Raw genomic sequence first — 24,585 nt, 5'->3', positions numbered from 1 at the left:
GGGGTCAGGGGGCGCGGATCGCCCACTGCCTCCGCTCCTCCGGTCCGTCGCCGGTGCTGTAGCCCTTGACCACGAGCACATGAGCCCCCCGCCCCCACATCGTCCGTGGCACGATCCAGTCCCCGGCGTGGGTGTGCACCACCTCGCTCCAGTCGGCCGTGTCGCCTCGTCCGGCAGTGGGATGTGGGTGCGCGAGTCGACGTCGTAGTAGACGACGAACACCTTCGACCTGGCGCGGAGCTGATCCGGATCCACGGCAAGAACCCGTACGCCGTACATGTCGGTCGAGATTCGTCGTTCCCCTCGGGACGTGGTGGTGCGGACACACCGACACCGGCCTGTTGGTCCATCGCTCGGTGGCGGAACGCCCCTGGTGTTTCCAGAAGGGGCCGACAGCATGGTGCCGGTCAGCTGCCGGCGGTGAAGGACAGCAGGCCATCCAGGCCGCGCTTGCCGACCTCGTTGGCGATGACCAGTCGCTGGATCTCGGAGGTGCCCTCCCAGATCCGGTCCACCCGCAGCTCGCGCCACAGCCGCTCGACCGGGACGTCCCGCATATAGCCGCGGCCGCCGAAGATCTGCACACAGCGGTCGACGATCCGGTTGGACGCCTCGGAGGCTGCGAGCTTGGCGGTGGCGGCCTTGGCGTGCAGGGCCTTGCGGTCGCCACCCTGGTCGAACTCCCAGGCCACCTGGTGGGTGAAGGCGCGGTTGGTGGCGATCTCGGTCACCGAGTCGGCGACCATGCCCTGGATCAGCTGACGGTTCATCAGTACGTCCCCGCCTTGTTCACGCCCCTTCGCCCAGTCGACGGCCAGCCGCAGCGCGCGTTCGGCGGCGCCGATGGTGCGTGCGGCGATCATCAGCCGCTCCTCGGTGAACCAGTCGCGGGTCAGGTCGTACCCCTCGCCGATCCGGCCGAGGACGGCGTCCGGGCCGACCCGGACGTCCTGGAACAGGAACTCGGGGTGTTCGTAGACGAAGGTGTGGGTGTAGCGGGGGGTGCGCTTGACGGAGACGCCGGGGGTGTCCTTGTCGAGGAGGAACATCGTCGGCTCGTTGTCCGGCCGTACGTGGGCGAGGACGATGAGGAAGTCCGCCGCGTCGCCGACGGTCACGAACCACTTCTCGCCGTTCAGGACCCAGCCGTCGCCGTCCCGGCTGGCCGTGGTGCGGATCCGGGAGGGGTCGGAGCCGGCGTGTTCCTCGGTGATGGCCACGGCATCGCGGCGGCGGCCCTCGATGTCCGGGACGAGGTAGCGCTCGCGCTGCTCGGGAGTGCAGGCGCTGAGGCAGTTGGCCGGGCGCCACACCGCGTCCCACAGGGCGTTGGTGAGCTTGCCCAACTCATCCTGGACGACGACCTGTTCGAGGATGGTCAGGCCCGCGCCACCCCATTCGGCGGGCATGTTGATGGCCTGCAGACCATGGGCGAGCACATGCTCGCGGATGGCGGCGTGGGCCTCGGGCGGCAGACCGTTGTTGGCCTCGCACTCGTCCTCGAACTGCATGATCTTGCCGGTCAGGCTGGCGGCACGTCCCTTGAGTTCGAGCAGACGGGGGCCGAGGGCGAATTCCACGGTGTTCCTCCTGTTGATGAGGTGCGGGTCAGTGCTGATGTGCGGCGGGGTCAGCCCAGGACGACGCGGGCGTCCAGGCCCTGGCATCCGCGCGGAGTGGCCAGTAGCGGATTGACCTCAAGCTCGGCGATCTCCGGGTGGGCCGCCGCCATACCGGTGATGGCGGCGATGGCGTGGGCGAGCGCGTCGAGGTCGACGGCGGGCCGGCCCCGTACGCCGTGCAGCAGGGCGGCGGAGCGCAGCCGGTCAAGCAGCTCACGGGCCTGCCCGGGGGTGAGCGGGGCGAGGGCGAAGGCCACGTCGCGCAGCACCTCGGTGGTGACCCCGCCGAGGCCGAGCATGGCGACCGGCCCGAAGCGGGGGTCGCGCCGTACGCCGACGATCAGCTCGACACCGTCGCGCGGATCCGCCATGGCCTCGACGCAGTACCCCGGCGGGGACAGTCGCTCGGCCATGTCGGCGACGGCCGTACGGACCGCCGCGTCACCCTCCAGCCCGAGTGCGACACCGCCGGAGTCGGACTTGTGCAGCAGGCCGAGTGCCTTGACCACGACCCGGCCGCCGATCGCACGGGCCGCCGCCACGGCCTCGTCCACGGTCGTGGCCGGCCGCGCCGCGGGGAAGTGCACACCCGCGGCGCGGATCAGCTCGCGTGCGCTCCAGTAGCCGTCGTCCGTGACCGGTGGCGCCGGATCGGGCAAGGGCCGCAGCGCGGGGTCGGCGGGGGTGCGCCGGGCCAGCATCCCGAGGCTGCGGGCCGCCTCCTCGATGGCGCGGAAGACCGGGACACCGCGCCGCTGCAGCTCCTCGGCGGCCTCGCTGTAGGGATACATGGTGTGTACGGCCACCGGCTTGCAGCGGTCGCTGACCAGCTCGCCCATCTCGGCCGCGGTCTCGACCTCGGCGGTGGCGAGGGCCGCGCCGTACTCGCCGTAGCCGCCGAAGTATCCGGTGATCAGCACCGAGTCGGTGTCCGGCGCGTCGAGCAGTTCGCCGAGCACCCGGGCGAAGGAGGTGACGTCCTTCTCGCCCGTGCCCGCCAGGTCCACCGGGTTGCCCACCCCCGCCGACGGCGTCAGATGGTCCCGCAGCCGCCGGGACAGCCCGGGGTCGAACTCCGACACGGACAGCCCGTACCGCTCGGCCAGGTCACAGGCGACCGAGGCATGGCCGCCGCCGTCGGCGAGCACCGCCACCCTGCGGGCGGGGGCCGCGCCGAACAGATGCAGCGCCTCCAGCAGACCGGCCATCTGCCGGGGGCTGGCCACCCGGTCGATCCCGGCGGCCCGGCAGGCCGCGTCGATCACCGAGCCGTCGCTGACCAGCGCCCCGGTGTGCGACTTGGCGCCGCGTACGGACGCCTCACTGGCGCCGACCGTGAGCAGCACCACGGGCTTGCCCATGGTGGTGGCCTCGGCCGCCGCGGCCACGAAGTCCCGGCCGTCGCCGAAGTCCTCGCCGTACACCGCGATCAGCGTGGTCTCCGGGTGCACGGTGTACGCACGGATGAGGTCGGCCACCGTGAGATCGGCCTGGTTGCCGAGCGAGGCGAAGCGGGAGAAGCCGAGCCCGCGCTCGGAGAGGATCCGGCTGAGCTCCAGGGCCATGTTGCCGCTCTGCGAGATCAGTCCCACCGAACCGGGCGGCAGCGGATTGGAGGAGAGATACAGCTCGCTGCCGCTGTCCAGAACGCCCAGACAGTTCGGGCCCAGCAGCACGGCCCCGGCCTCGCGCACCCGCCGGGCCAGTGCCGACTGCCGCGCCTCGCCCTCCGCGCCGAGCTCGGCGAAGCCCGCGGTGATGCCGACGATGGCGCGCGCCCCGGCGGCGAGCGCGTCCTCGACGGCCGACTCGAACCCGGCCGCCGGGACGGCGATCACCGCGAGGTCGGGGCACCGGGGGAGTTCGGCCATGGAGCGGTAGGCGCGCTCGCCGAGCACCGGTTCACCACGGCGGTTGACCAGGTACACCGGGCGGCGCCCCCGCATCCGCAGCGCCTGGGCACTGATCCAGTTGCCCCACTTGGCCGGGTCGTTGCTGGCTCCGACGACGGCGACCGCGTTCGGTGCGAAGAGCGGTCCCAGGTCGCGCCCGGGAACGCGCCGCTCGGTGGCGGAGAGGGTCATGGGTGGTCCTTGGGGGACGAGTCCGGCGTGGTGAGGTGGTGGAGTACGTCGGGTACGGGGTGACCGGCGCCCCAGGCGTCGGCGCCGCCGTCGACGACGACGGTGGTGCCGGTGATGTAGGCGCCCTGGGGAGAGGCGAGGAAGGAGATGAGGCCGGAGACGTCCTCCGGGCGGCCGAGCCTGCCGAGCGGCACCGAACGCTCCCAGCGCGCCCGGTCCTCGGGTGTGTAGTGGTCGTCCAGGCCGCCGGTGGCGATGGTGCCGGGGGCCACGCACACGGTACGGATGCCGTACCGGCTCCACTCCAGGCTGAGCCCGGCCGCCAGGTTCTCCACCGCGGCCCGCGCGGAGGCGGCGTGGGCGAAACCGGGGATGCCGCGGCGCGGGGAGAAGGCGATGAAGAACACCGCGCCCGAGCGCCGTGGAATCATCGCCCGGCGGGCGACCTCGCGGGTCATCGCCCAGGTGGCGTCGACGGCGAGCCGGTGCACGGCCCGCCAGCCGCCCCGGCTGATCTCCTCGGCGGGCGCGGCGAACTGTCCGCCCGCGTTGTTGACCAGGACATCGATCCGTTCGTACGCCTCGATCGCGCGCTCGACGACCGTGGTGATCTGGCTCTCCTCGCGGATGTCCGCGGACACCGCGACACAGGAGCCGCCGAGGGCGCCGATCTCCTCGGCGGCCTCCGCCAGTGGCTCCGGGCGGCGCCCGCAGATCACGACGCGCGCCCCGCCGGCGGCCAGGTCCAGGGCGGTGGCCCGGCCGATGCCGGTGCCCCCGCCGGTCACCAGCGCGACCTTGCCGGTGTGGACATCCGGCCGCAGTCCGCTGACCGGCGGCACGGGGTGGTCAGTGCGCACAGAGCCTCCTCGAGCTATGTGCCGAAGTAGCGGCCTCAAAGGTTTGACTGATGCGTCAGTTAGCCCTCTCGGCGAGACTGGCGTCAAGGGTGGAGACCAGAAAATCCCTTGGCGGAGACAGGATCACCGGGATCGCGGGGACTTGCAGAGGAACTGACGCTTCCGTCAGAATGGCCCGACCCTGAGCGCCGGCGCAGACGGGGAGCCAGGACCGAAATTCACGGGAGACGATGTGACCACAGGGGCGAAGGCGGAGCCCAGGAGCGATGAGGACCGCAGGGCGAGGATCCTCGACGCCACCTGGCAGCTGATCGCCGAGCGCGGCTTCCACGCCGTGCGCATCGCCGACATCGCCAAGGTCTGTGGCACCAGCACCGGCACGGTGCACTACTACTTCCCGGGCAAGAACGACGTCCTGGCGGAGGCCCTCAAATACTGCGTCGACCGGGCGTTCGCCCGCCAGTCCAGCCAACTGCGCGCCGTCCACAACGCCCATGAGCGGCTGCTGAAGCTGATCGACATGCAGCTGCCACGGGTCGGCCAGGTCCGGGACGAGTGGGCCATCTGGCTCCAGTACTGGGCCGAGGCCACCATCCGCCCCGAATTCCGCCCGGCCCACAACGAGTACTACGCACGCTGGCAGGAAACCGTCCGCCGCATCGTCCAGCGCGGCCAGCGGCAGGGTGTCTTCCGCGCCGCCGCCGATCCGCACATCGTCGCGCTGCGCCTGACCGCCCTCACCGACGGCGCGGCCATCCAGGTGCTGACCGGAGTCCCCGGCATGACCATCGGGACCATGCGCGAGCTCCTGGTGGATTTCGTCCACCAGGAGCTCGTGGCCGATGTCTCCTGACGTCAGTGGCCCTCACCGACGGGGGATGCGGTGAGGGCCACCCACAGTGTGGCACGACATACGGGCGGAAGCGCACGTTCCGAGTGAGACGGACGCATATATCTACAACCGGAACTCGACGGCCCGGACGACCGCGGCGGCGAGGGGGCACACCCCTTCACCCGCGTCCCTTCATTCGCGTCCCTTCACCCGCGCCTCTTCACCCGCGCCGCTCGGCCGACCCGACCATGGCGGCCGGGTCGGCGATGCGGTCGAAGTCCTTCGCGGTGACGTCGCCCGAGGCCAGTGCGGCCTCGCGCAGGGTGGTGCCCTCGTCGTCGGCCTTGTGCGCGATGGCCGAGGCCTTGTCGTAGCCGATGACGGGGGAGAGGGCGGTGACCAGCATGAGGGACCGGTTGACGTCATCGTCGATCTGGTCGCGGTTGAGCTGGGCGCCCTCGATGCAGTACTGCCGCAGCTTGGCGCAGGCGTCGGCGAGGATGGTGGCCGCGTGCAGGAAGTTGTTGATGATGACCGGGCGCATGGCGTTGAGCTCGAAGTTGCCCTGTGAGCCCGCGAAGGCGATGGCCGAGTCCTCGGACAGCACCTGGATGCAGACCATGACCATCGCCTCGCACTGGGTCGGGTTGACCTTGCCCGGCATGATCGAGGACCCCGGCTCATTGGCCGGGAGACGCAGTTCACCGAGGCCGCAGCGGGGCCCGGAGGCCAGCCACCGGATGTCGTTGGCGATTTTCATCAGCGGTACGGCGAGGGCCCGCAGCCCGGCCGAGGCGCCGACCATGGCGTCCAGGCCGCCTTGGGCGGCGAACTTGTTGGCGGCGGTGGTGAACGGGTAGCCGGTGGCCGAAGCGATCTCGGCGGCGATCCGCTCACCGAAGTCCGCTGGCGCGTTCAGCCCCGTGCCGACCGCCGTACCGCCCGCGGCGAGTTCGTGCAGTCCTTCCGCGGACCGGGTGAGCCGGTCGGCGGCCTGGTCCAGTTGGCGGGCGTAGCCGGACCACTGCTGGCCGACCGTGAGCGGCACCGCGTCCTCCAGATGGGTGCGGCCGATCTTCACCACGTCCCGCCACTGGTCCGCCTTGGCCCCGATCGCCCGCTGGAGCGCCCGCACACTGGGCAGCAGCCGTTCGTGGACCGCCTTGACCGCGGCCACGTGCATGGCGGTGGGGAAGGTGTCGTTCGAGGACTGCCCCATGTTGACGTGGTCGTTGGGGTGGATGGGTGACTTGCTGCCCAACTCGCCGCCGACCAGCTGGATCGCGCGGTTGCTGATCACCTCGTTGGTGTTCATGTTGGACTGCGTCCCGGACCCGGTCTGCCACACGTACAACGGGAAGTGGTCATCGAGCCCGCCCGCGATGACCTCGTCGGCCACCTGCTGGATCAGCTCGGCCTTCCAGTCCGGCAGCCGTCCGGCCCGCCCGTTGACGACCGCGGCGGCCTTCTTGACGTGTCCGTAGGCGTGGTAGACGGCCTCGGGCATCCGGTCGTCCCCGATGGAGAAGTGGATCAGGGACCGCTGGGTCTGCGCGCCCCAGTACCGGTCCGCGGGGACGTCGATCGCGCCCATCGAGTCGGTCTCCCGGCGGGTGCCGGTGGCGTGTAGGCCGATGGGAAGGTCAAGGACCTCCGGGGCGTCGCCGTCACGGGCCGAGGCGGGGTGCCGCGCGGTCATCGCGCCGCTCCGTCGCCGTAGACGGGCTCCCACATGGCCTGGCGGACGGCCCGGGCGGGATCGGCCGGTTTGCTGGTGGCCACGCCCTCGCCGACCGCCGCCTTGACCACCGCCGTCGCGGTCATCGCCGAGGACTCCCGCAGGTTCTCCACCGGCGGCAGCAGGGAAGCACCGGGCTGGGTGAGGTCGACCTGGTCGGCCACCGCTTGAGCGGCGGCGAGCAGCATGGCCGCGGTCACCGTGGACGCTCCGGAGACGACGGTGCCCAGGCCCAGTCCGGGATACAGCAGCGCGTTGTTGGCCTGCGCGATCCGGTAGGTCACACCGTCGTGTTCCACGGGCGGGACGGGGATGCCGGTCGCGATCAGGGCCTTGCCCTTCGACCAGGCGATGATGTCCTCCGGCATGGCCTCGATGCGCGAGGTGGGGTTGGAGAGCGGGAAGACGATCGGGCGTTCGGTACCCGCCGCCATGGCCTCGACCACCTCGCGGGTGAACGCACCGTGCACGGTGGAGGTGCCGAGCAGGATCGTCGGCTCCACCCGGCGCACGGTCTCCAGCAGTGAGATCGCGTCCCCGTCGGCCGCCCAGCCGGCGACCTCCGACCGGTCGCGGGCGTAGGGCTGCTGGAAGTCGCGCAGGTCGGTCATGCCGCGGATGAGCAGGCCCTGCTTGTCGATCAGCCACACCTGCGCGGTGGCCTGCTCGGGGCTCGCGCCGTCGCGGATCATGGCATCACGCAGCTGATCGGCGATGCCCACTCCGGCGGTGCCCGCACCGAAGACCACGAGCTTCTGGTCGCGCATCGGCACCCCGCCGACCTTCACCGCCGACAGGGCCGCGGCCAGGGTGATCGCACCGGTGCCCTGCATATCGTCGTTGAAGATCCGGTAGCTGCGGCCGTACGTCTCCAGGATCCGCCGGGCGTTGCTCGGGCCGAAGTCCTCGAAGTGCAGCAGCGCGTCCGGGAACAACGACGAGGCCGTGCGCAGATACCTCTCGATGAACGCGTCGTACTCCGCGCCGCGGGCCCTGGCGTGCCGGTTGCCCAGGTACAGCGGGTCCTTCAGCAGCGACTCACGGTCCGTGCCCACGTCCAGTGACACGGCGATGACACGGCGCGGATCGATACCGGCCGCCGCGGTGTAGACGGCCAGCTTCCCCACCGCGATCTGGATCCCGCCCACGCCCCAGTCGCCGATGCCCAGGATCTCCTCGGCGTCGGTGCACACGATCAGGTCCACGTCCTCGGGCCCGAGCCGCAGGGTGGCGAAGGCCTTCTCCATGTCCTCCGGGGCGTCGATGGAGAGGAAGACCCCTCGGGGGCGGCGGTACTCATGGGAGTACTTCTCGATCGCCTCGCCCACCGTGGGGTCGTACACGATCGGCAACAGCTCCACAAGGTGCTCGGTGAGCACCTTGAAGTACAGGGTCTCGTCGCGGTCGTGCAGCTGCTCCAGGTACACGTTCTTGGCCAGGTCACCGTCCTGGGCCCGCAACTGCTGGTGGGCGCGGAGCGCCTGCTGCTCCAGCGTCAGCACTCCGGACGGCAGCCGCCCGGTGAGGCCCAGCTCGTCCCGCTCCGGCCGCGTGAACGCCACGCCGTGGTTGAGGAGCGGATCCATCAGGGCGTCCGGAGTGGCAGGGGTCCGCACGGTGCTCTTGGCCATGATGCCTCTCCCCAATGTGGGTCTGTGGGTAGGTGCGCGGGCGCCGCGCGGCCAACCCGGACCGGGAGAGTCCCGCGGCGCCATCTCCACCGTGCGCATAGAGCTGCCGCCACCGCTCGTCGATCTTTGAGAGAACGTGTCCGGGCTCGCTGCATGCAATGCCCGGATACGGTTATTCGTCTCATCGCGGGCATATCTGTCACGGGCATACCTCGACGAAGGGCGTGTCATGAAGTTCGCGGTCATCGGCGGCACCGGACTGATCGGGTCGCGCGTCGTCAGGATTCTGAACGCCGCCGGGCATGAGGCGGTGCCGCACGCGCCATCCACGGGCGTGGACGTCCTCAGCGGCAAGGGGCTGGAGGAGGCCGCGGCGGGGGCCGACGTCCTCGTCAACCTGACGAACTCCCCGACCTTCGACGAAGCCGCCACGGCCTTCTTCCAGACCTCGATGGACAATCTGCTGGCCGCCGCCCAGAAGGGCGGTGTACGGCACTTCGTCATCCTCTCGATCGTCGGCGTGGACCACGTGCCCGAGCTGGTCTACTTCCGTGCCAAGGTGCTCCAGGAGCACATCCTCGCGACCGGGCCGATCCCGTACTCGATCGTGCGGGCGACGCAGTTCATGGAGTTCATCGACGCGATCCTGTCCTGGACCGCCGACGGTGAGAGCGTCCGGCTGCCCGCCACGCCGATCCAGCCGATCGCCGCCGAGGACGTGGCCGCCGCGGTGGCGGACGTGGCCCAGGGTCCCCCGCTGCGCGGCATTCGCGATGTCGCGGGCCCCGAGGTCTTCCCCCTGGATGAGCTGGGCCGGATCACCCTGTCCCACAAGGGCGACAACCGCACCGTCGTCACCGACCCCACCGCGGGCATGTTCGGCGCCGTCAAGGGCGACGTCATCACCGACACGGGCGCCGACCTCGCCCCCACCCGCTATGCCGACTGGCTCTCCTGATGACGAATCGCTCCTAGCCCGCCGTGAGGCGAAGCCTGATCGTGCGCGCTTGCGGGCGGAGCGCGAACTCTGGGTGCACGTCGGGCCCACAGGCCCGTGAGCCGAGCCCGTGCTGGGCCGCGTCGATGATGAGGTGACTCGTCGTCGCTTCGGGAAGCTCAAAGGCATGCCGGGCTTGCGCGATCTGTTGGGGCGTGTGGCGGCTCAGGGTGTAGCCGGGGCGGCGGCCGTGCGCATCCGGGAGTGCGTCGAGGCGCAGTACCTTGGTTCCGCCGCTCGTCAGCGTCAGCCGGCGCAGTCCGGAGCGGTGCCCGCTCTCCTGGGGACGCCCGTAGTCGACCGTGAGGTCTTCGATGGTGGAGGAGAACCGGGACGTGCGTGCCGCGCGCAGACTGTCGGGGTAGGACTCGAGCGGGCCGAGACCGAACCACTCGGCGCCGTCGACGGCGGCATCGCCGTCGGGCAGGTCGAAGCGAATCCCGATCCGAGGCCACACGGCCGTCCAGCCACGGGACGGCTCGATCTCCACGCGCAGTTCCAGTTCGCCGTCTTCCAGGGACCAGACGGACTCGACCGTCACCGATGTGGCGGAGTTCGCCGAGGAGACCCTGTCGACGGTGCACAGGGCGTCCGCGGCGTGTGACACCGACAGGCGGCGGCTGGTCAGCCGGTCGAGTCCCGCGCGCCGCCACAGTTCGGCGTTGGCCACCCCGGGAGTGCTGGCGTCGCTCCCCTCGACCCCATCAGAGGGGCTTTCGTCGTTGTCCGTCGGGGCGCGGAACAGCTCCAACCGTGGGCCCGTCACCGCCCGGCCGGCGAGCCTGACCAGGGATCCGCTGATGAACTCGGCGATGCCGAGCGTCAGCGTTCCATCGCCCGGACGCCAGTCCTTCCGCGTGCGGACAGCGGGGACGGGACGGCGTACCGAGCGGTCCAGCTGGGCGCTCGCGACCACGTGCCCTTCCGGCGCCCAGGCGGTCGCGGCCGTCAGCACCGCGTCGATCGTGAGCCATGTCTCGGCGTCGGGCGACACGTCGATATGCGGCAGCTGGACCCGTTCCGACCCGCCCGCGGGGACGACGGGAACCTTCAACTCACCGCGGGCCACCGGGTTTCCGTCGTGTTCCACGCGCCAGCGGAAACGCAGATCGGAGGTGTCGGCCGAGTGCCGCAGATTGGAGATCGCGACCGTGTCCGCGTCGAAGGCGAAGCGGACCGGCTGGACGACCGCCTTGTACTCATGGAGGCTGGGCGTGGGGGCGTCGTCGCTCAACAGCATGCCGTCCATGACGAAGTTCCCGTCGTGCACCGCCTCCGCGAAGTCACCGCCGTAAGCGTAGTACGGCGTCCCCGCCGGGGTGGTGGCCAGGATGCCGTGGTCGCGCCACTCCCATACGAACCCGCCGTGCAGCCGTGGATACGTGTGCACGAGTGCTTCGTACCGGTCGAGGGCTCCCGGCCCGTTGCCCATGGCGTGTGCGTACTCGCACAGCAAGAACGGCTTGGCGCGCTGGCGCGCGCTCTGGGCCGGAGTGCAGTCGAGCAGCGGCGAGCGGGCGCCCGGGGCGCCGATCTCCTCGGTCTCGGCCACCGATGCGTACATCCGCGAGTAGATGTCGGTGTAGTCGCCGGTGTGGTCACCCTCGTAGTGCACGGGACGTTCGGCGTCGCGGGCGTGGACCCATGCCGACATCGCCGCGAGGTTGCTCCCCGTCCCCGCCTCGTTGCCGAGCGACCAGATCACGATGCTGGGATGGTTCTTGTCGCGTTCGACGGTGCGTTGGACGCGGTCCAGATAGGCCTCGCGCCATGCGGGGTCGTCGCTCGGATTGCCGGTCCAGCCGACCGTGTCGAAGCCGTGCGTCTCCAGATCGCATTCGAGGACGACCCAGAATCCGAGCTCGTCGGCGAGGTCCAGCAGCCGTGGATGCGGTGGGTAGTGGCTGGTGCGGATGGCGTTCACGTTGAACCGCTTCATGCGGGCCAGGTCGTCGCGGGCGTGTGCCTCGTCGAAGACACGGCCGCGCTCGGGATGGGCCTCGTGGCGATTCACCCCGTGGAACACCACGCGGCGGCCGTTGACCAGGAACTGATCCCCGCGGATCTCGACCGTGCGGAAGCCGACCCGCAGCGTGATGTGCTCCGCGGCCGAGGACACGGCGGCGTCATACAGACGGGGCCGCTCGGCCGACCACGGCTCCACGCCCGCGATGTCGAGGCGTTTCACCTCCGCTGCGGTGTTCCACACCTGTTCGACGCCGAGTTCGGGGATGCGCAGGGTGAGGGGGAACGCCGCCGGACCGGCGATGACTTCCGGGTCGAGTCGCCCCCGCCCGTTGTCAAAACCGGTCCGCAGCCAGACGTCCTCGATGGCTCCGGCCGGCCGGAGGAGGAGGGTGACATCGCGGAAGATGCCCGGCAGCCACCACTGGTCCTGGTCCTCGACGTAGCTGGCCGCCGACCACTGGTGCACGCGCACCGCCACGACGTTGTCGCCCGGGTGGACCGCGCCGGTCACGTCGAACTCATGGGCGAGCCGACTGCCGCTGGCGCTGCCGATCTCGACACCGTTCACCCACACCGTGAACAGCGATTCGACCCCGTCGAACCGCAGCACGACACCGCTCCCCTGCGACCAGCCCGAAGGCAGCGGGAAGTGGCGGCGGTAGTCGCCGGTGGGGTTCTCATCCGGAACGTGGGGAGGGTCGATCGGAAACGGGAACTGGATGTTTGTGTAGATCGGCCGGCCGTAGGCCCCGTCCCCCTGGAGCACCCAGTGCGAGGGCACCGGGATGCTGTCCCAACTGTGGTCGTCGAAGCCCTCGGCGGCGAAGTCCCGCGCCACCGATGCCGTGGGTGACAGACGGAAGCGCCAGGGCCCGTTCAGCGAGAGAGAAGGGGCGTCGGAGCGCAGCCACGAGCGTGCCGGGCGCAGCGCGCCACGCCCAGGTGTGATGTCCGAGACAGACGCGGAAGGCTTGGAAGTCAAGAGGTCACAACTTTCCTGCTGGCGTCGTTGATTACCTGAGCACGACGGTGCGGATTTCCCACGGTCCGAGGACGAGGTCGAGCCTGCCGCGCACCGGCTCCGGCCGAGAGACCGGCCGGCCGAGCAGGTCCACCGTGGTGGCTTCGGTGAACCCACCGGTGATGCCGACGTTCGACGCGGTGTCGCTCATCGCGGCCAATCGCACCTCGGTTCCGGTGCCGCGCGCGTCGTCGGTGACGCGGCGGATGCTTGAGACGTGCACATCGCGGCCATCGACCCGGATGCCGCTGGTGGCGGGCGGAAGCGGGCCCGTGCTGGGCGCGGTCCCGCGGGCGACGAGGGCGTCGTTGCGGAACTCCTCGGCCAGAGCCACCGCGTTCGCCCCCTGCCAGCCCGCCGCTGAGGGCACGATGGCGAAACGGCTCTCGATGCGCATGCCGAGATCCTGCGCGCCCGGTGCGGCGATTTCGCTCGCCGCGGGCTCGTCACGGAGCGGATGGATGTTGACGCTGATCGAACCGATGGCGCGCAGCAGGGTGATGGCGAGTGCGCGGCCGCCGTCGACGAGTTCGTATTCGCCGGTGTGGTCGAGCAGGACGGTGGCGGGGCCGGCCGAGACGAAGGAACTCGCCGGAAACGTCGGGATCGGGAACTCGCCCCAGCCGCCCTCGGCGGTGAGCCCGCGCCCGGTGACGGCGAACTGTCCAGCGGACGCGGAGGTGTCCACCGGCTGGGGCAGCGGAACGTGCAGGCGCAGCCGGTGGTCGGCGCTCTGGTTCAGGAACGAGGTGGACAGTCGGACGAACGGCTCGCCCGCGCGCACCTCCACCAGCGTGTCCACCGGCGTCTGGACGGTGTGGCCGCTGCGCAGATCCCGGTCGTGGGAGAGCGCGGCGGGCCAGTCATAGACGCGGGTGACCAGCATCCTGGAACGCAGCGGTCCGCTCTCGAGGAGTCGGACGGTGATCTTCGTCGGCTCCGATACGAGCACATCCCGGGCCGGGGGAGCGTAGTTGTAGCTGTCTCCACGGTCCCCACCGTCGACGAGGCGGCCGACCCCGGACAGGACGGTGCCGTCCGCCCCCGTCATATCCAGGGTGCCGTCGTCGGCGACCGCGACCTTGACCAGCCCGTTGGCCACGGTGTCGGCCGTGGCCGTCGCGGGAGCGAGGTGGGCCGTCGCCGGGACGCCGGACCGGCCGCCGGCCGTGACCCGGAAACTGGTCAGCCCGCCCGCGGGGACATCCACGGGCACCAGCGCGGTGGCCCGGGCCTCGGTCAGCGTCCGCACCCGCCACTCACCCGGATGCGCGGCCGCTGCGGCGGCCACCTCGCGGCGCAGGGTCAGCAGGTCGAACGGCCCGGCGGGCGCCTCGGCGAGGTGGAAGACGAGTGAGCCGGGGGCGATGTCGTAGTGGTCGATCAGACGGCCGAACAGCTCGCGGCGGTGGATGCGGCGCAGCACCCGTTCGAGCTGCGACGCGTCCAGACGTTCGTCGCTGAGGACGGTCGGGGCCTGGGAGATCAGCTGTACGGGATGCGTGGATCCGTCGGCCGCGGTCGAGACCAGCGCGGACTCTTCCCGCGGGACCATGACATCCACCTCGACCAGGGCCGTTCGCTCCCAGGGCAGGGGATTGGCCACCAGGAAGCCGTCGCCCGGCACCCGGGCGGCCGGCTCGGCGAGGGCCGCGTCCCGAACGGCACGAGCCGTCTGCGCGGCCTCGGCGAGCCGTGCCGCGACTTGGTCGCAGGTCTCGTCGGTGCCGGATCCGACCACCGAATCATGCGCGGTCGACTCGATGATCTTGTGCCAGGCGAGGGCGAGGAACGGCGCGTCATCGCGCCGGGTCCACAGTGCGTTCATCCGCTCGGCGTGGTCGATGGTGCGCTCGGCCACGGCCATCCGCTGCTTGAGCCCGAGCCGCACCGACAGCACACCGGGAAGGATGTTGCCGCGCACATGGCTGCGCAGCTCACCGGTGACGACCTCGGACACCTCGTCGCGCACATGCTCGCGGATGTACTCCTCGAGCGTCGCGACGGTGATGGCCCGCTCCGCGCTGGATGCCTGCCGAAGCCACGCGGCCAGGTGCGGATCGGGCGCGTTGTGGTCGGTTCCGGCCATGGCCAGCACCGGATCTCCACCCCATCGTTCGGCGGTCATCTGCGCGTACTCGCGCAGCGCGCGGCGGATCCTGTCGGGCACCAGCAGGACGTCGAGACCGTTGTCGTAACCGTCGAAGAGGAACTCGGTGCGCACCTCGGAGCCGTCGGGCGCACGCCAGCGAAAGGCGTGACCCGCGACGGAACCGGGAACGCCGCGCCACAGCGCCGCATGGCCGATCCCAGCACGCGCCAGGATCTGCGGCATCTGCGCGATGTGGCCGAACATGTCCGGGAGATAGCCGATGGACATCGCGCCGCCCAGCTCCTGTGCGGCCGCCCAGCCCAGCTGAAGGTTGCGCACGATGGTTTCGCCGGAGCAGAGGAACTCGTCGAGGAGGATGAGCCACGGGCCGATGGCGAGCCGGCCCTCGCTGACCAGGGCGCTGACGCGGGCGCGGTTTTCCGGCCGCATCTCCAGATAGTCCTCGATCGCGGCCATCTGCCCGTCAACGGTGAACCGGAAGTCCGGGTCGGCTTCGGCCGTTTCCAGCACCGTGTCCAGGGCGGTGACCAGCCGGTGCCGGAACACCTGGAACGGCTCATACCATTCGCGGTCCCAGTGGAAATGAGGCACGAAGACGGCGGAGTTGCGCATGGCGAGAGGGACCTTCTGACCTTCTGTGCTGGCGGGCGTGGGGGAGCGGGGAGCGGGGCGGGCGGTCATTTGAGCGAGCCGGCGGTGAGCCCGGTGCGCCAGAACCGCTGGAGGAGGATGAACACGATGATCACGGGCACGATCGACACCAGCGATCCAGTGATCACCGACTCCTGGAGCAGCGGGGCCCGGGCGGTCTGGCCGTTCCACTGGTACAGGCCGAGCGTGATCGGGAACAGCGACTCCTTCTGCAGCATCACCATCGGCAGGAAGAAGTTGTTCCAGATGGCCACGAACTGGAACAGGAAGATGGTGACCAAGGCCGGTGTCATCAGTCTGAACGCGACCGAGAAGAACGTCCGGAACTCGCTCGCACCGTCCAGGCGTGCCGATTCGATCAGCTCCTGCGGGACGGCGGCGTTCGCGAAGATGCGCGCGAGGTAGACACCGAACGGGCTGACGATGCTCGGCAGGAACACCGCGAGGTAGGTGTTGACGATGCCGGTCGCCGAGAACAGCAGGAACAGCGGCAGGGCGAGTGCGGTGGTGGGCACGAGGACGCCGCCGAGGACGACGGAGAACAGCACCTCCCGGCCGCGGAAGGGGAACTTGGCCAGTGCGTAGCCGCACAGCGCCGAGATCAGCGTTCCCACGGCCGCACCCAGCACCGCGTAGATCACGGTGTTGACGGCCCAGCGGCCGAAGATGCCGTCGCTCCGGGTGAACAGGACGCGGACGTTGTCGATCAGGTTGAAGTGGGAGAAGACCAGCCCGTTGGTGGAGGCGAGGTCGCCCTGCGGCTTCGTCGCCGCGACGATGAGGAAGTAGACCGGCAGCATGAAGTAGACGGCCAGCAGGCACATCAGGGCCGTCACGGCCGTCCGGCTGACGCGGCTTTCGCGGGAGATGGATGGGTTGCTCACAGCCCGGCCTTCTTCGAGGTCAGTCGCATGAACCCGAAGCTCAAGACGAAAGTGATGACGGCGATGACCACGGAGATCGCCGCGGCCTGCTGGTAGTTGTTCCCGGAGGCCACCGCGTAGGCGAGCATGTTCGGGGTGAACGTGCTCGAGATGTTCGAGGAGATCTGCCGGAGCACGGCCGGTTCCGCGTAGAGCTGAAGGGTGCCGATGATCGAGAACACCGTGGTCAGGACGATCGCCGGGGCGATGATGGGGACCTTGACGCGCCAGGCGATCGTCCACTGGCCCGCACCGTCCAGCTTCGCGGCCTCGTAGAGCTCCTGCGGGATGGCCTGCAGCGCCGCGTACATGATCAGCATGTTGTAGCCGGTCCACAGCCAGGTGGAGACGTTCGCCGCTGACCACAGCACGGCCCCCGGGCCGAGGAAGTCGGGCTGCCAGCCGAAGCTCTCGAACAGGTCGATGACCGGGCTGAGCTGTGGGGAGTACAGGTATGACCACATGATGGCGGCGATGACACCGGGCACGGCGTACGGCATGAACGCGGTGATCCGGAAGAACGCCTTGAGCCGCAGCAGGGGGGTGTCGAGCAGCAAGGCCATGATCAGCGCGATGAACAGCATCACGGGCACCTGAACCATGCCGAACAGCCCGATGCGGCCGATGCTGGCCCAGAACTCGGCGTTCTGGAACACCTGCGCATACTGCTCGAATCCGCCGAAGGTCGTGTACGAGGTCCCCCACTGGCCGCCGGTGCGGCGCACCACGCGCAAGCTCTGCCAGAGCGCGTAGCCGACGGGTGCCACGTAGAACAGCAGGAAGGGGAGGAAGAAGGGGGTCAGGAAGGCGGCGATGGTGCCCGCTCGGGGGCGGCCGCCGTTGCGCCGGCGGCGGCCCGGGGGCGACGACACCGCGCGGGGCACACGGGTTGAGATGTCGGTCATGTGGCAGTCACTTGCCCGCCGTGGCCGGGATCGCCTGGTCCTTCATCGACTTGAGCGCTGCCGCCTGGGCGGTGGAGAGGGCGTCGGTGAGCGAGCCGTCCCCGGCCGCGGCCTTGGCCATCGCGTCCTGTAGGGCCAGGTTCACGGTCTTCTGTGTGGGACCCCAGGCGAACTTGGTGTTGATCTTCTTGGACGAGCTAGCGAAGACGTCGAAGATCTTCTCGTTGTTGTAGTAGGCGACGCCCTGTGACAGCGCGGGAAGCCGCAGCCCGGCGTTGGCCGCCGGATAGAGGCCGCCCAGCTTGTTCTCCAGTGCGAGGGCCTTCGGGTCGGTGTTGAGCCAGGTGTTGAACTTGACCGACTCATACAGGTGGCGGCTGCCCTTCATGAAGGCCACCGTCGATCCGCCCCAGTCACCGGACGCGCCGTTCGCGCCCCACGTCGGCATGGGGACGATCGACCATTTGCCGGCCTGTTGGGGCAGGTTGTCGCGGAACATGCTGTAGCCCCAGGAGGCGCCGACATAGCTGGCGACCTGGTTCTTCTGGTACGCGGCGTACATCTGGGTCGATCCGTGGGCCAGATCGGTGCGCACGAGCTTGTCGGAGATCAGCTTCTGCCAGTACTCCGCGACCTGCTTGCTCCGGTCCGACTCGACGGTGACGTGCCACTTGTCGCCGGAGTAGCTGTACATCTCGGCGCTGTTCTGCCAGAGGAGGCCGTTGAACCATTCGGCGTTGTTCGGATCGAAGAACGTCATGCTGACGTCCGGGTTCGCCTTGTGCAGCTTCTTCGCGGCTGCCGCGTACTCGTCCCAGGTCTTGGGGATCGGGAGGCCGTACTTCTTGAAGATGTCGCTCCGTATGTAGAGCGCCATCGGGCCGGTGTCCTGCGGGAAGGCGAACACGCCGGTGCCGTCGAAGCTGGTCTGCGACCAGGTCCACGGAACGAACCGCGACTTGGCCGCGGTGGCGGCCGAGCAGGCGGAGGCGTCCACGAAGGCGTTCTGCGTACGCAGGCTGGGGAGTTGGTCGTAGCCGACCTGTGCCAGGTCCGGAGCCTTCCCCGCCTTGAGGGCGTTGCCCAGGGTGCCGTACTGGTCGTTGGAGATGTTCTTCATCTGGACCCGGATGTCCGGGTTGTTCTTGTTCCACAGGGCGACGACCTTGTCCATCCCCGGAACGGTGTTCCAGTACTGGAGGGTCACCTTCCCCTTCGCGGGCGTACAGGAGCCTGCGGATGCCGGATCGGAGTCGGCGGATGACGAACACCCGGCGAGTAGCGCGAGACTGAGGGCGGCGGCGGCCGCGAGGCGGGTGCGCGTGACTGTGGTGCTCATATTTTCCGTTCCAGAGAACGACTAGCTGCGGGTGCTAGGCGGGGGCCGGTGCTGACACCTCGGGCGGATGCCAACTGGTTGGAACATGGGACTGTGAGCGGTAACGTGAGCGCTCACGGGAGCGTTCACGGTGCTGTGAAGTGATTGGGAGTGTGCGCTTCGGCGCGGCCGAGTGTCAAGAAGGTCGCACCGCGTCTTCGGCCCCGGGCATACTCGGTGCGCCCGCGACGCGGCCGCGTCGACCACTACGCGGAGGTAAGTGATGGCGTCGTCGGAAACCGGCTCTCGCCGAGTGACGATCGATGATGTGGCACGGAGCGCCGGGGTGTCCCGGCAAACCGTGTCACGGGCGCTCAATGACAAGGGCGAGATCGGCGTTTCCACCAAGCAGCGCGTCCTTGATGCCGCGCTCGAGCTCGGATACCGGCCGAGCCGGTTCGCCAGGGGGCTCGTCCGGCAGGACGCGATCAGCGTCGGGCTGGTGATCCCCGATCTCCTCAATCCGTTCTTCACCGAGGTGGCCGCCGCCGCGCTGGACGCGGCACGGGCGCGTGGCTGGCACGTCGTCGTGTACGACACCGGTGACCGCGTCGAGGAGGAGCGGGGCACGCTCGAGGTGATCGCCTCCCAAGTGGACGCCGTAGTGGGGTACCTGAGGCAGCCGGAGGACGAGGTCGACAAGCTGATGCGGGGGCTCCCCGTGGTGCTCATCGACCGGGAGCGCCGCACCGAGCGGTTCAGTTCGATCCGGATCGACGGTGAGGGAGGCGTCCATGCCGCGATCCGGCATCTGGTCGACTCGGGCCACCGGCGCATCGGAATGCTCGATCATGCGGGCCGGTCCGAGCCGAGCATCCGCCACGACTGGTTCGTCAGCGCGATGTCCGCGTGCGGACTGGATGCCGGATCGGTCAGCCGGGCGGACCAGAGCGTTGAGGGCGGGGAGAGGGCGCTGAAGGCGCTGCTCACCGATCACCCCGCCACGACCGCCGTGTTCACCTTCAATGACATCATCGCCATCGGAGCGCTGCGCGCCGCCCGCCGACTGGGGCGGCGGGTTCCCCGCGACCTCGCTGTGATCGGCTTCGACGGCCTCAGGCTCGGCTCGCTCGTCGAGCCGCCGCTGTCCACCGTCGCTCTGGACACCCGGGGGCTCGGCGCGCTCGCCGTGGAGCAGACTGCCCGGCTGCTGGCCACGAGCAGTCCGCTCAGCGGGGATGAACTGGTGGTCAGGGCGGAACTCCGGCTGCGTGAATCCGCATAGACCGCAACCGCCTCCGCCGCGGCGGCCGTCGCTGCGGAGGCGGTCCGGGGCGGCCTTCGCGGCCGACCTATGCGGTGAAGGGTCCGTGGTCGAGGAAGCGGTGCAGCTGGCGGGCGAAGGTCTGCGCCTCGCCGGGCGGCCAGGACGCGAGGGAGTCCTCGATATGCGCGGCGAGGCGCTGCCGGGTGGTGTGGATCGCCGCCCGCCCGGCCTCGGTCAGGGCGAGCAGCGTGGCGCGCCGGTCGGCGGGGTCGGGCTCGCGGCGTAGTAGCCCGGCTTCCTCCAGGCGGGTCGCGCGGCGGGTGACGCCGGAGCGGTCCAGGCCGATCTCGTCGGCGAGGCCGGCGGCGCTGCGCGGCCCGGTGCGGGCGAGCCCGCTGAGCACGGGGTAGGTCACCTCGTCCACGGCCTCGCCCAGGCCCTCGGTCAGGCGTCGGTAGATCTGTTCACGGGTGCTGCGCTTGAGCAGCGTTCCCAGCGCGTCGGCGATCTCGTGTCCCACATCGTTCGGCATGGCTCCAAGAGTAGCGTGCGCGGCGCACGCAGTATGCGGTACGGTCTAAGTGCGTGCTCGACGCACGCAGTCTTCGACCTCTCAAACCGAAGGGCACCGTCATGGCCACTGCCACGTCCACCTCCACGCCCCCCTCCCGTACCGACATCGCCACCGCCCTCACCGACCTGCTCTTCACGCCCGGTCTCGAACTGGCCGAGGCCGCCGACCGGCACTTCGCCCCCGACTACCGCCAGCGCACCGATGGCCGCTGGGACGACCGTGGCGAGTTCCTGGCCCACATCGCCCACCTGCGCACGGTCGTGGCAGACGGATCGGTCCAGGTGCTCGACGAGCTCGCGCGGGGCGACCTGTACGCGGACCGCCATGTCGTCGACGTCGTCAAGACCGACGGCTCCACCGTGCGGACGGAGGTCTACCTCTTCGCCGAGTTCGCCCCTGACGGGCGGTTCCGCCGTATCGAGGAGACCACCCTCATGCTCGAGGGCGCCGACGCCGACCGGGACCTGGGCAGCGCTCGCTGACGCCGCGGGGCCCCGTACCGCCGCGGTGATACGGGGCCGCTGTCTCCCCGCGGGCGCACGGTGGCCGGGGCCGCCCGGAAGGCGGGCCACCGGCTACCCTGATCTCCCACTACGCCCCCAAGGGCACGCGTCCTGCGAGAGAATGACCTGAGCGAAGGCGTCTCGACCGGGAGCCGCACCGTCGCCGCGACGCGGAAAGGGAACTCGGAGATGAGCGCACAGCCCGAACACCCCACCGACCGCAGGATCCCGGCGATCCCGAACACGATCAACGGCATCGGCGACGCGCTGACCGGCGCGGGCCGGGCCCAGTTCTACGCCGAGGTGCTGGCCGCCGAAGAGGAGACCGTTCCGGGCGTCATGCGCAAGTGGTGGAAGGCGGCCATGCTCGACCGCGCCCCCGGCGCCGCGGAAAGCCGCTCCAACGCCGCCGTCGGCACCCGTCTGGTCTCCGTGGACGACCTCGCCGACCGGCTTGAGGGCATCACCCGATGAACCCCCGGCCGCGCGGCGGCTGGACGGCGTGGACCGAGGAGATCCCCGCCCGGACGCTGCTCGAGATGCCACCTGACCTCTCCAAGAAGGTGGTGAACTTCCTGAGCGCGCTCGCTCTCGAGGTCGGCGGCGCGATCGACCGCGGCCGGCAGCCCCCCGGCGACCCCATGGACGACCTGGGCTCCCGGTACAGCCTGCAGATCGGTGGCGAGCCGGTCGTCTTCGAATACCTCGTGCTCCCCGAACTCCGTGAGATCCGCGTCCCCGTACTGGTCTGGTTCCGCTGAACTCCCGTGGTGGGGCCGGGGGCTGACCCGGCCTACCTCGATTCGACCCGTCCGAGCGGGCTGGACGCGGAGGCCAGCGCGTCGTACGCCGTCTGCCACGCGGAATCGCCGGGGCTGAGCTGTGTGCGCAGATAGGCCGAGGTGAGCCGCTGGACCGCGGCCACCCGCTCGGGGCTTTCGTCGGTGGTCTCGGCGACGTCATAGCCGGAGACCCCGCCGAGCCCGTGCTCCGCGCCGAACAGCGTGAGCAGGGACTTGGGGCCGGGAGAGAGGACGTACGGATCGGTGTGCCACTCCGGGCCCCGGACCGTCAGATGGGCGGAAGCGTCCTTGTCGCCGGCGACCACGAGCGCGGGCGTGGCCATCTTGGAGAAGTCCGTGGTCAGGAAGAAGGGATAGTTCTCGGCCGTGGACTCGGTGAGGGCGTCGCCGCCCCGGCCGGGCGCGGCGAGCAGCACACCCGCCGTGATCCGGGGCTCGGTCAGGTCCACCTCCGTTCCGTCGTCCGGATCGGTGAGCCGCGCACCCAGCAGCAGGCTCGCGGTGTGTGCGCCCATCGAGTGCCCGGCCACGGCCACCTTGCTCCGGTCGAGGCGCCCGGCGAGCTGTGGAACGGCGGCCTCGATCGCGTCGAGTCGGTCGAGGACGTGCGTCATGTCCTCGGCCCGCGATCGCCAGAACAGCGGCGCGCCGGGGGTGCTGGGGTCCAGGCTCAGCGTCCGCGAGCTCAGATGGGTGGGCTGGATCACGGCGAAGCCGTGCGCGGCCCAGAAGTTGACGAGAGGGGCGTAGCCGTTGAGGGAGGAGAGGTGGTTCGAGTGGCCGTGGCCGTGGGAGAGGAGGATGACCGGCAGGTCGCTCCCGGTCACGGGCGCGGAGACGCGCACTTCCAGGTCCACGGCGCGGCCCGGGGCCGGCAGCGCCACCGGGCTGACCGAGAGGACGGGAGCGGGTGAGCCGAAGGCGTCGGCTGTGTATGTCGATTCATTCATGGCTTGCGCATGTCTCTTCGATGGCCTCTGCCGCCAGCCTTGTTCGGCTGGGGAGGGGAGGCGGTGAGGAAGGTCCGCTTCCGGGCAGCGCCGAAAACGGATCGTCGTTCCGATTAATGTACGGAGCGACGTTCCGTTTTGTCAAAGGGGGGACCGTGGGGCGGCTCAGGCGGCCATCCACGGAACACGGCAGACGTGGGGCGCACTGCCCTCCGGGCACAGCGCCTTGATCACCGCCTTGCGGACCGCCCGCCACGTCCGCAGGGAACACACCACATGGACGCGCAACTCGACCGGTTCCCGCGCGCCGCCGCTCTGACCCGGATGTTCCACCGCCCACTGCTCAGCCAGCAGGTCATACACATCGGCGGTCGTCAGCTCGCTCCCGGGAAAGGCGCGCACGACGGACGTACCGGCGATCCGGGCGCTCCGCGAACCCACCGCCGCCTCGACGAGTCCCCTGACCCACGCCAGCCCCTGCTCGTCCGCGTACACACCGAACCTCAGGGTGCGCGTCCTCAACGCGTCCCCCTACGGTCTTCCACGCCTGCGAACAGGGCCCAGCCGTCCAGCTCCCGCCTCGTGGGATCGTCGGGGCGCCATCCGCGGGCCCGTGCCTCGTCGAGCAGGGCCCTGGCGGTTCCGGGCTCGTGCAGATTCAGCCAGCCGCCCTCCGCGGTGCCGACCATTCCGGAGGCCGTCGGGAATCCGCCCGGCACCGTCCTGCCGGGGCCGCCGCGGAACGCGATGCGCAGTTCACCTCTCGCCCGGAACAGCCGGAGGACGAGGGTTTCGCAGCACTCAGTGTGCCGTCCGTCGTCCAGTGTGCGGTGGGTGTGGCGCAGGGACCACAGAAAGGTGTCCCCGCCGACGACCAGCCGCCGGGCCTTTGTGCCGTTGCGAGTCATCCGCGGATCGTAGCCGCAGTGTCCCCGGGGCAAGAAGTGTGTTTCCGCCCCCCGTACCACACCGGGGCCGTCGCCGTGGCTCGCCACCGCCGCGCGGATCCGCGCGGACGCCACCGGTCAGCTGGGCGGTGTGAAGCGTCCGTCGATCGCCGTCCAGCCGCCGTCCACGAAGAGCTGGCTCCCCGTGACGAAGGACGACGCGTCCGAGGCGAGGTAGACCACGGCGCCGGCCAGCTCCCCGGCCCGGGACCAGCGGCCCAGGGCGCTCTTGCTGGCGTAGGCCTCCGACCACTCCGGCACCGCCCTGATCTGCGCGGTCAGCGGGGTGTCCACGACGCCCGGGGCGATGCTGTTCACCCGCACGCCCGAGGGGCCCAGTTCGGCCGCCGCGGTCCGCAGCAGCTGGACGAGTCCGGCCTTGGTGGCCGCGTACACCCCCTGGCCCGGCTCGACGGCCACCGCGCGGATCGAGCTGAAGCCGATGATGCTTCCCCCGCCGCGTTCGGCCATGCCACGGCCGAACGCCCGCACCAGGTCGAAGGAGGCGCGCAGATTGAGCGCCACGACCCGCTCGAACTCCTCCGCCGTGTAGTCGAGCAGGAGCTTGCGCACATTCGTCGCGGCGGTGAAGACGAGCACGTCGACGGGGCCGAGCTCCTCCGCGGCACGCGTGACCGCCCCGCCGTCGAGCACATCGAGGGCGTACGCGGTGAGGCCGGGCCCCATCGACGCCGACTCCTCGGCCGCCGTCAGATCGCGGTCGGCGCACACCACCGCGGCGCCGTGGGCCGAGAGCGCCAGGGCGCTCTCGCGGCCGATTCCGCTGCCCGCGCCCACCACGACGGCCTTGCGGCCATCGAGCCGGAACAGCCGGGAGTACGCGTCCACCGCATCGGTGTGGTCCTGTGCTCGCACTG

22 protein-coding genes are annotated in these 24,585 nt (G+C 70.3%); 6 read left to right on the top strand and 16 right to left on the bottom strand.

Going from position 1 to position 24,585, the window contains the following annotated elements; genetic code table 11:
• Nucleotides 1-4 precede the first annotated feature (4 nt).
• The 4 genes from VT50_RS39245 to VT50_RS03795 all read right to left on the bottom strand — a co-directional run bounded on the left by VT50_RS39245 (nucleotide 5) and on the right by VT50_RS03795 (nucleotide 4,566).
• Nucleotides 5-142, bottom strand: coding sequence for a hypothetical protein (locus VT50_RS39245; protein WP_158083183.1), 138 nt, complete (start codon nucleotides 140-142; stop codon nucleotides 5-7).
• Between the two features lie 265 nt (nucleotides 143-407).
• Nucleotides 408-1,580, bottom strand: a complete 1,173-nt coding sequence (locus VT50_RS03805) for an acyl-CoA dehydrogenase family protein (RefSeq protein WP_046085751.1) — start codon at nucleotides 1,578-1,580, stop codon at nucleotides 408-410.
• 50 nt (nucleotides 1,581-1,630) lie between these two features.
• Nucleotides 1,631-3,706, bottom strand: coding sequence for an acetate--CoA ligase family protein (locus VT50_RS03800; protein ID WP_046085752.1), 2,076 nt, complete (start codon nucleotides 3,704-3,706; stop codon nucleotides 1,631-1,633).
• Complete coding sequence (locus VT50_RS03795; RefSeq protein WP_078840671.1) at nucleotides 3,703-4,566, bottom strand: SDR family NAD(P)-dependent oxidoreductase; 864 nt, start codon at nucleotides 4,564-4,566, stop codon at nucleotides 3,703-3,705. The genes VT50_RS03800 and VT50_RS03795 overlap by 4 nt, the downstream gene beginning before the upstream one ends.
• Before the next feature lie 232 nt (nucleotides 4,567-4,798).
• On the opposite strand from VT50_RS03795, the gene VT50_RS03790 reads away from it, so the two are divergent.
• Nucleotides 4,799-5,419, top strand: coding sequence for a TetR/AcrR family transcriptional regulator (locus VT50_RS03790; protein WP_046085753.1), 621 nt, complete (start codon nucleotides 4,799-4,801; stop codon nucleotides 5,417-5,419).
• Between the two features lie 199 nt (nucleotides 5,420-5,618).
• Here VT50_RS03790 and fumC read toward each other — a convergent pair whose 3' ends face one another.
• Together fumC and VT50_RS03780 are read right to left on the bottom strand one after the other, a co-directional pair.
• On the bottom strand, nucleotides 5,619-7,097 hold the full coding sequence (gene fumC / locus VT50_RS03785; protein ID WP_046085754.1) for a class II fumarate hydratase: 1,479 nt from the start codon (nucleotides 7,095-7,097) through the stop codon (nucleotides 5,619-5,621).
• Nucleotides 7,094-8,767 carry an NAD-dependent malic enzyme gene (locus VT50_RS03780; RefSeq protein WP_046085755.1) on the bottom strand — a complete coding sequence of 558 codons (1,674 nt, stop codon included), beginning with the start codon at nucleotides 8,765-8,767 and terminating at the stop codon, nucleotides 7,094-7,096. The genes fumC and VT50_RS03780 overlap by 4 nt, the downstream gene beginning before the upstream one ends.
• A gap of 229 nt (nucleotides 8,768-8,996) precedes the next feature.
• Here VT50_RS03780 and VT50_RS03775 point away from each other — a divergent pair, with 229 nt between their 5' ends.
• Entirely contained in the window at nucleotides 8,997-9,725 is a 729-nt protein-coding gene (locus tag VT50_RS03775; RefSeq protein WP_046085756.1) for an SDR family oxidoreductase, read from the top strand.
• Between the two features lie 13 nt (nucleotides 9,726-9,738).
• On the opposite strand, the gene VT50_RS03770 is transcribed toward VT50_RS03775, so the two are convergent.
• The 5 genes from VT50_RS03770 to VT50_RS03750 form a co-directional block, all read right to left on the bottom strand.
• A complete protein-coding gene (locus VT50_RS03770) occupies nucleotides 9,739-12,714 on the bottom strand; it encodes a glycoside hydrolase family 2 TIM barrel-domain containing protein (protein WP_046085757.1) in 2,976 nt (991 codons plus the stop codon).
• 31 nt (nucleotides 12,715-12,745) lie between these two features.
• The gene (locus tag VT50_RS03765) at nucleotides 12,746-15,478 is read right to left on the bottom strand and encodes a glycoside hydrolase family 38 N-terminal domain-containing protein (protein ID WP_046085758.1); all 2,733 of its coding nucleotides are present in this window, start codon (nucleotides 15,476-15,478) and stop codon (nucleotides 12,746-12,748) included.
• A 65-nt stretch (nucleotides 15,479-15,543) separates the two neighbouring features.
• Nucleotides 15,544-16,401 carry a carbohydrate ABC transporter permease gene (locus tag VT50_RS03760; protein WP_046085759.1) on the bottom strand — a complete coding sequence of 286 codons (858 nt, stop codon included), beginning with the start codon at nucleotides 16,399-16,401 and terminating at the stop codon, nucleotides 15,544-15,546.
• On the bottom strand, nucleotides 16,398-17,345 hold the full coding sequence (locus VT50_RS03755; RefSeq protein ID WP_046085760.1) for a carbohydrate ABC transporter permease: 948 nt from the start codon (nucleotides 17,343-17,345) through the stop codon (nucleotides 16,398-16,400). The genes VT50_RS03760 and VT50_RS03755 overlap by 4 nt, the downstream gene beginning before the upstream one ends.
• 7 nt (nucleotides 17,346-17,352) lie before the next feature.
• Nucleotides 17,353-18,684, bottom strand: a complete 1,332-nt coding sequence (locus VT50_RS03750) for an ABC transporter substrate-binding protein (RefSeq protein WP_046085761.1) — start codon at nucleotides 18,682-18,684, stop codon at nucleotides 17,353-17,355.
• 262 nt (nucleotides 18,685-18,946) lie between these two features.
• Between VT50_RS03750 and VT50_RS03745 the strand changes: the two genes are divergently transcribed.
• Nucleotides 18,947-19,948, top strand: a complete 1,002-nt coding sequence (locus tag VT50_RS03745; RefSeq protein WP_046085762.1) for a LacI family DNA-binding transcriptional regulator — start codon at nucleotides 18,947-18,949, stop codon at nucleotides 19,946-19,948.
• A gap of 67 nt (nucleotides 19,949-20,015) precedes the next feature.
• On the opposite strand, the gene VT50_RS03740 is transcribed toward VT50_RS03745, so the two are convergent.
• Nucleotides 20,016-20,462 (bottom strand): MarR family winged helix-turn-helix transcriptional regulator, encoded by a 447-nt coding sequence (locus VT50_RS03740; protein WP_046085763.1) that lies wholly within the window; start codon nucleotides 20,460-20,462, stop codon nucleotides 20,016-20,018.
• A 101-nt stretch (nucleotides 20,463-20,563) separates the two neighbouring features.
• On the opposite strand from VT50_RS03740, the gene VT50_RS03735 reads away from it, so the two are divergent.
• From VT50_RS03735 to VT50_RS03725, 3 genes are all read left to right on the top strand, one after another.
• Entirely contained in the window at nucleotides 20,564-20,986 is a 423-nt protein-coding gene (locus VT50_RS03735; protein ID WP_046085764.1) for a nuclear transport factor 2 family protein, read from the top strand.
• Nucleotides 20,987-21,196: 210 nt separating this feature from the next.
• Nucleotides 21,197-21,481, top strand: a complete 285-nt coding sequence (locus VT50_RS03730) for a hypothetical protein (RefSeq protein ID WP_046085765.1) — start codon at nucleotides 21,197-21,199, stop codon at nucleotides 21,479-21,481.
• Complete coding sequence (locus tag VT50_RS03725) at nucleotides 21,478-21,768, top strand: hypothetical protein (protein WP_046085766.1); 291 nt, start codon at nucleotides 21,478-21,480, stop codon at nucleotides 21,766-21,768. The genes VT50_RS03730 and VT50_RS03725 overlap by 4 nt, the downstream gene beginning before the upstream one ends.
• A 32-nt stretch (nucleotides 21,769-21,800) precedes the next feature.
• On the opposite strand, the gene VT50_RS03720 is transcribed toward VT50_RS03725, so the two are convergent.
• From VT50_RS03720 to VT50_RS03705, 4 genes are all read right to left on the bottom strand, one after another.
• Nucleotides 21,801-22,760, bottom strand: coding sequence for an alpha/beta hydrolase family protein (locus VT50_RS03720; protein ID WP_046085767.1), 960 nt, complete (start codon nucleotides 22,758-22,760; stop codon nucleotides 21,801-21,803).
• Between the two features lie 165 nt (nucleotides 22,761-22,925).
• On the bottom strand, nucleotides 22,926-23,282 hold the full coding sequence (locus VT50_RS03715; RefSeq protein ID WP_046085768.1) for a hypothetical protein: 357 nt from the start codon (nucleotides 23,280-23,282) through the stop codon (nucleotides 22,926-22,928).
• Nucleotides 23,279-23,668 carry a hypothetical protein gene (locus VT50_RS03710; protein WP_046085782.1) on the bottom strand — a complete coding sequence of 130 codons (390 nt, stop codon included), beginning with the start codon at nucleotides 23,666-23,668 and terminating at the stop codon, nucleotides 23,279-23,281. The genes VT50_RS03715 and VT50_RS03710 overlap by 4 nt, the downstream gene beginning before the upstream one ends.
• A gap of 117 nt (nucleotides 23,669-23,785) precedes the next feature.
• Nucleotides 23,786-24,583, bottom strand: coding sequence for an SDR family NAD(P)-dependent oxidoreductase (locus VT50_RS03705; protein ID WP_046085769.1), 798 nt, complete (start codon nucleotides 24,581-24,583; stop codon nucleotides 23,786-23,788).
• Nucleotides 24,584-24,585 lie beyond the last annotated feature (2 nt).

It is taken from the genome of Streptomyces antioxidans, from assembly GCF_000968685.2.
Lineage (GTDB): Bacteria > Actinomycetota > Actinomycetes > Streptomycetales > Streptomycetaceae > Streptomyces > Streptomyces antioxidans.
Note: the sequence above shows the minus strand (reverse complement) of the source record. Positions and strands in the feature narration are given on the sequence as shown.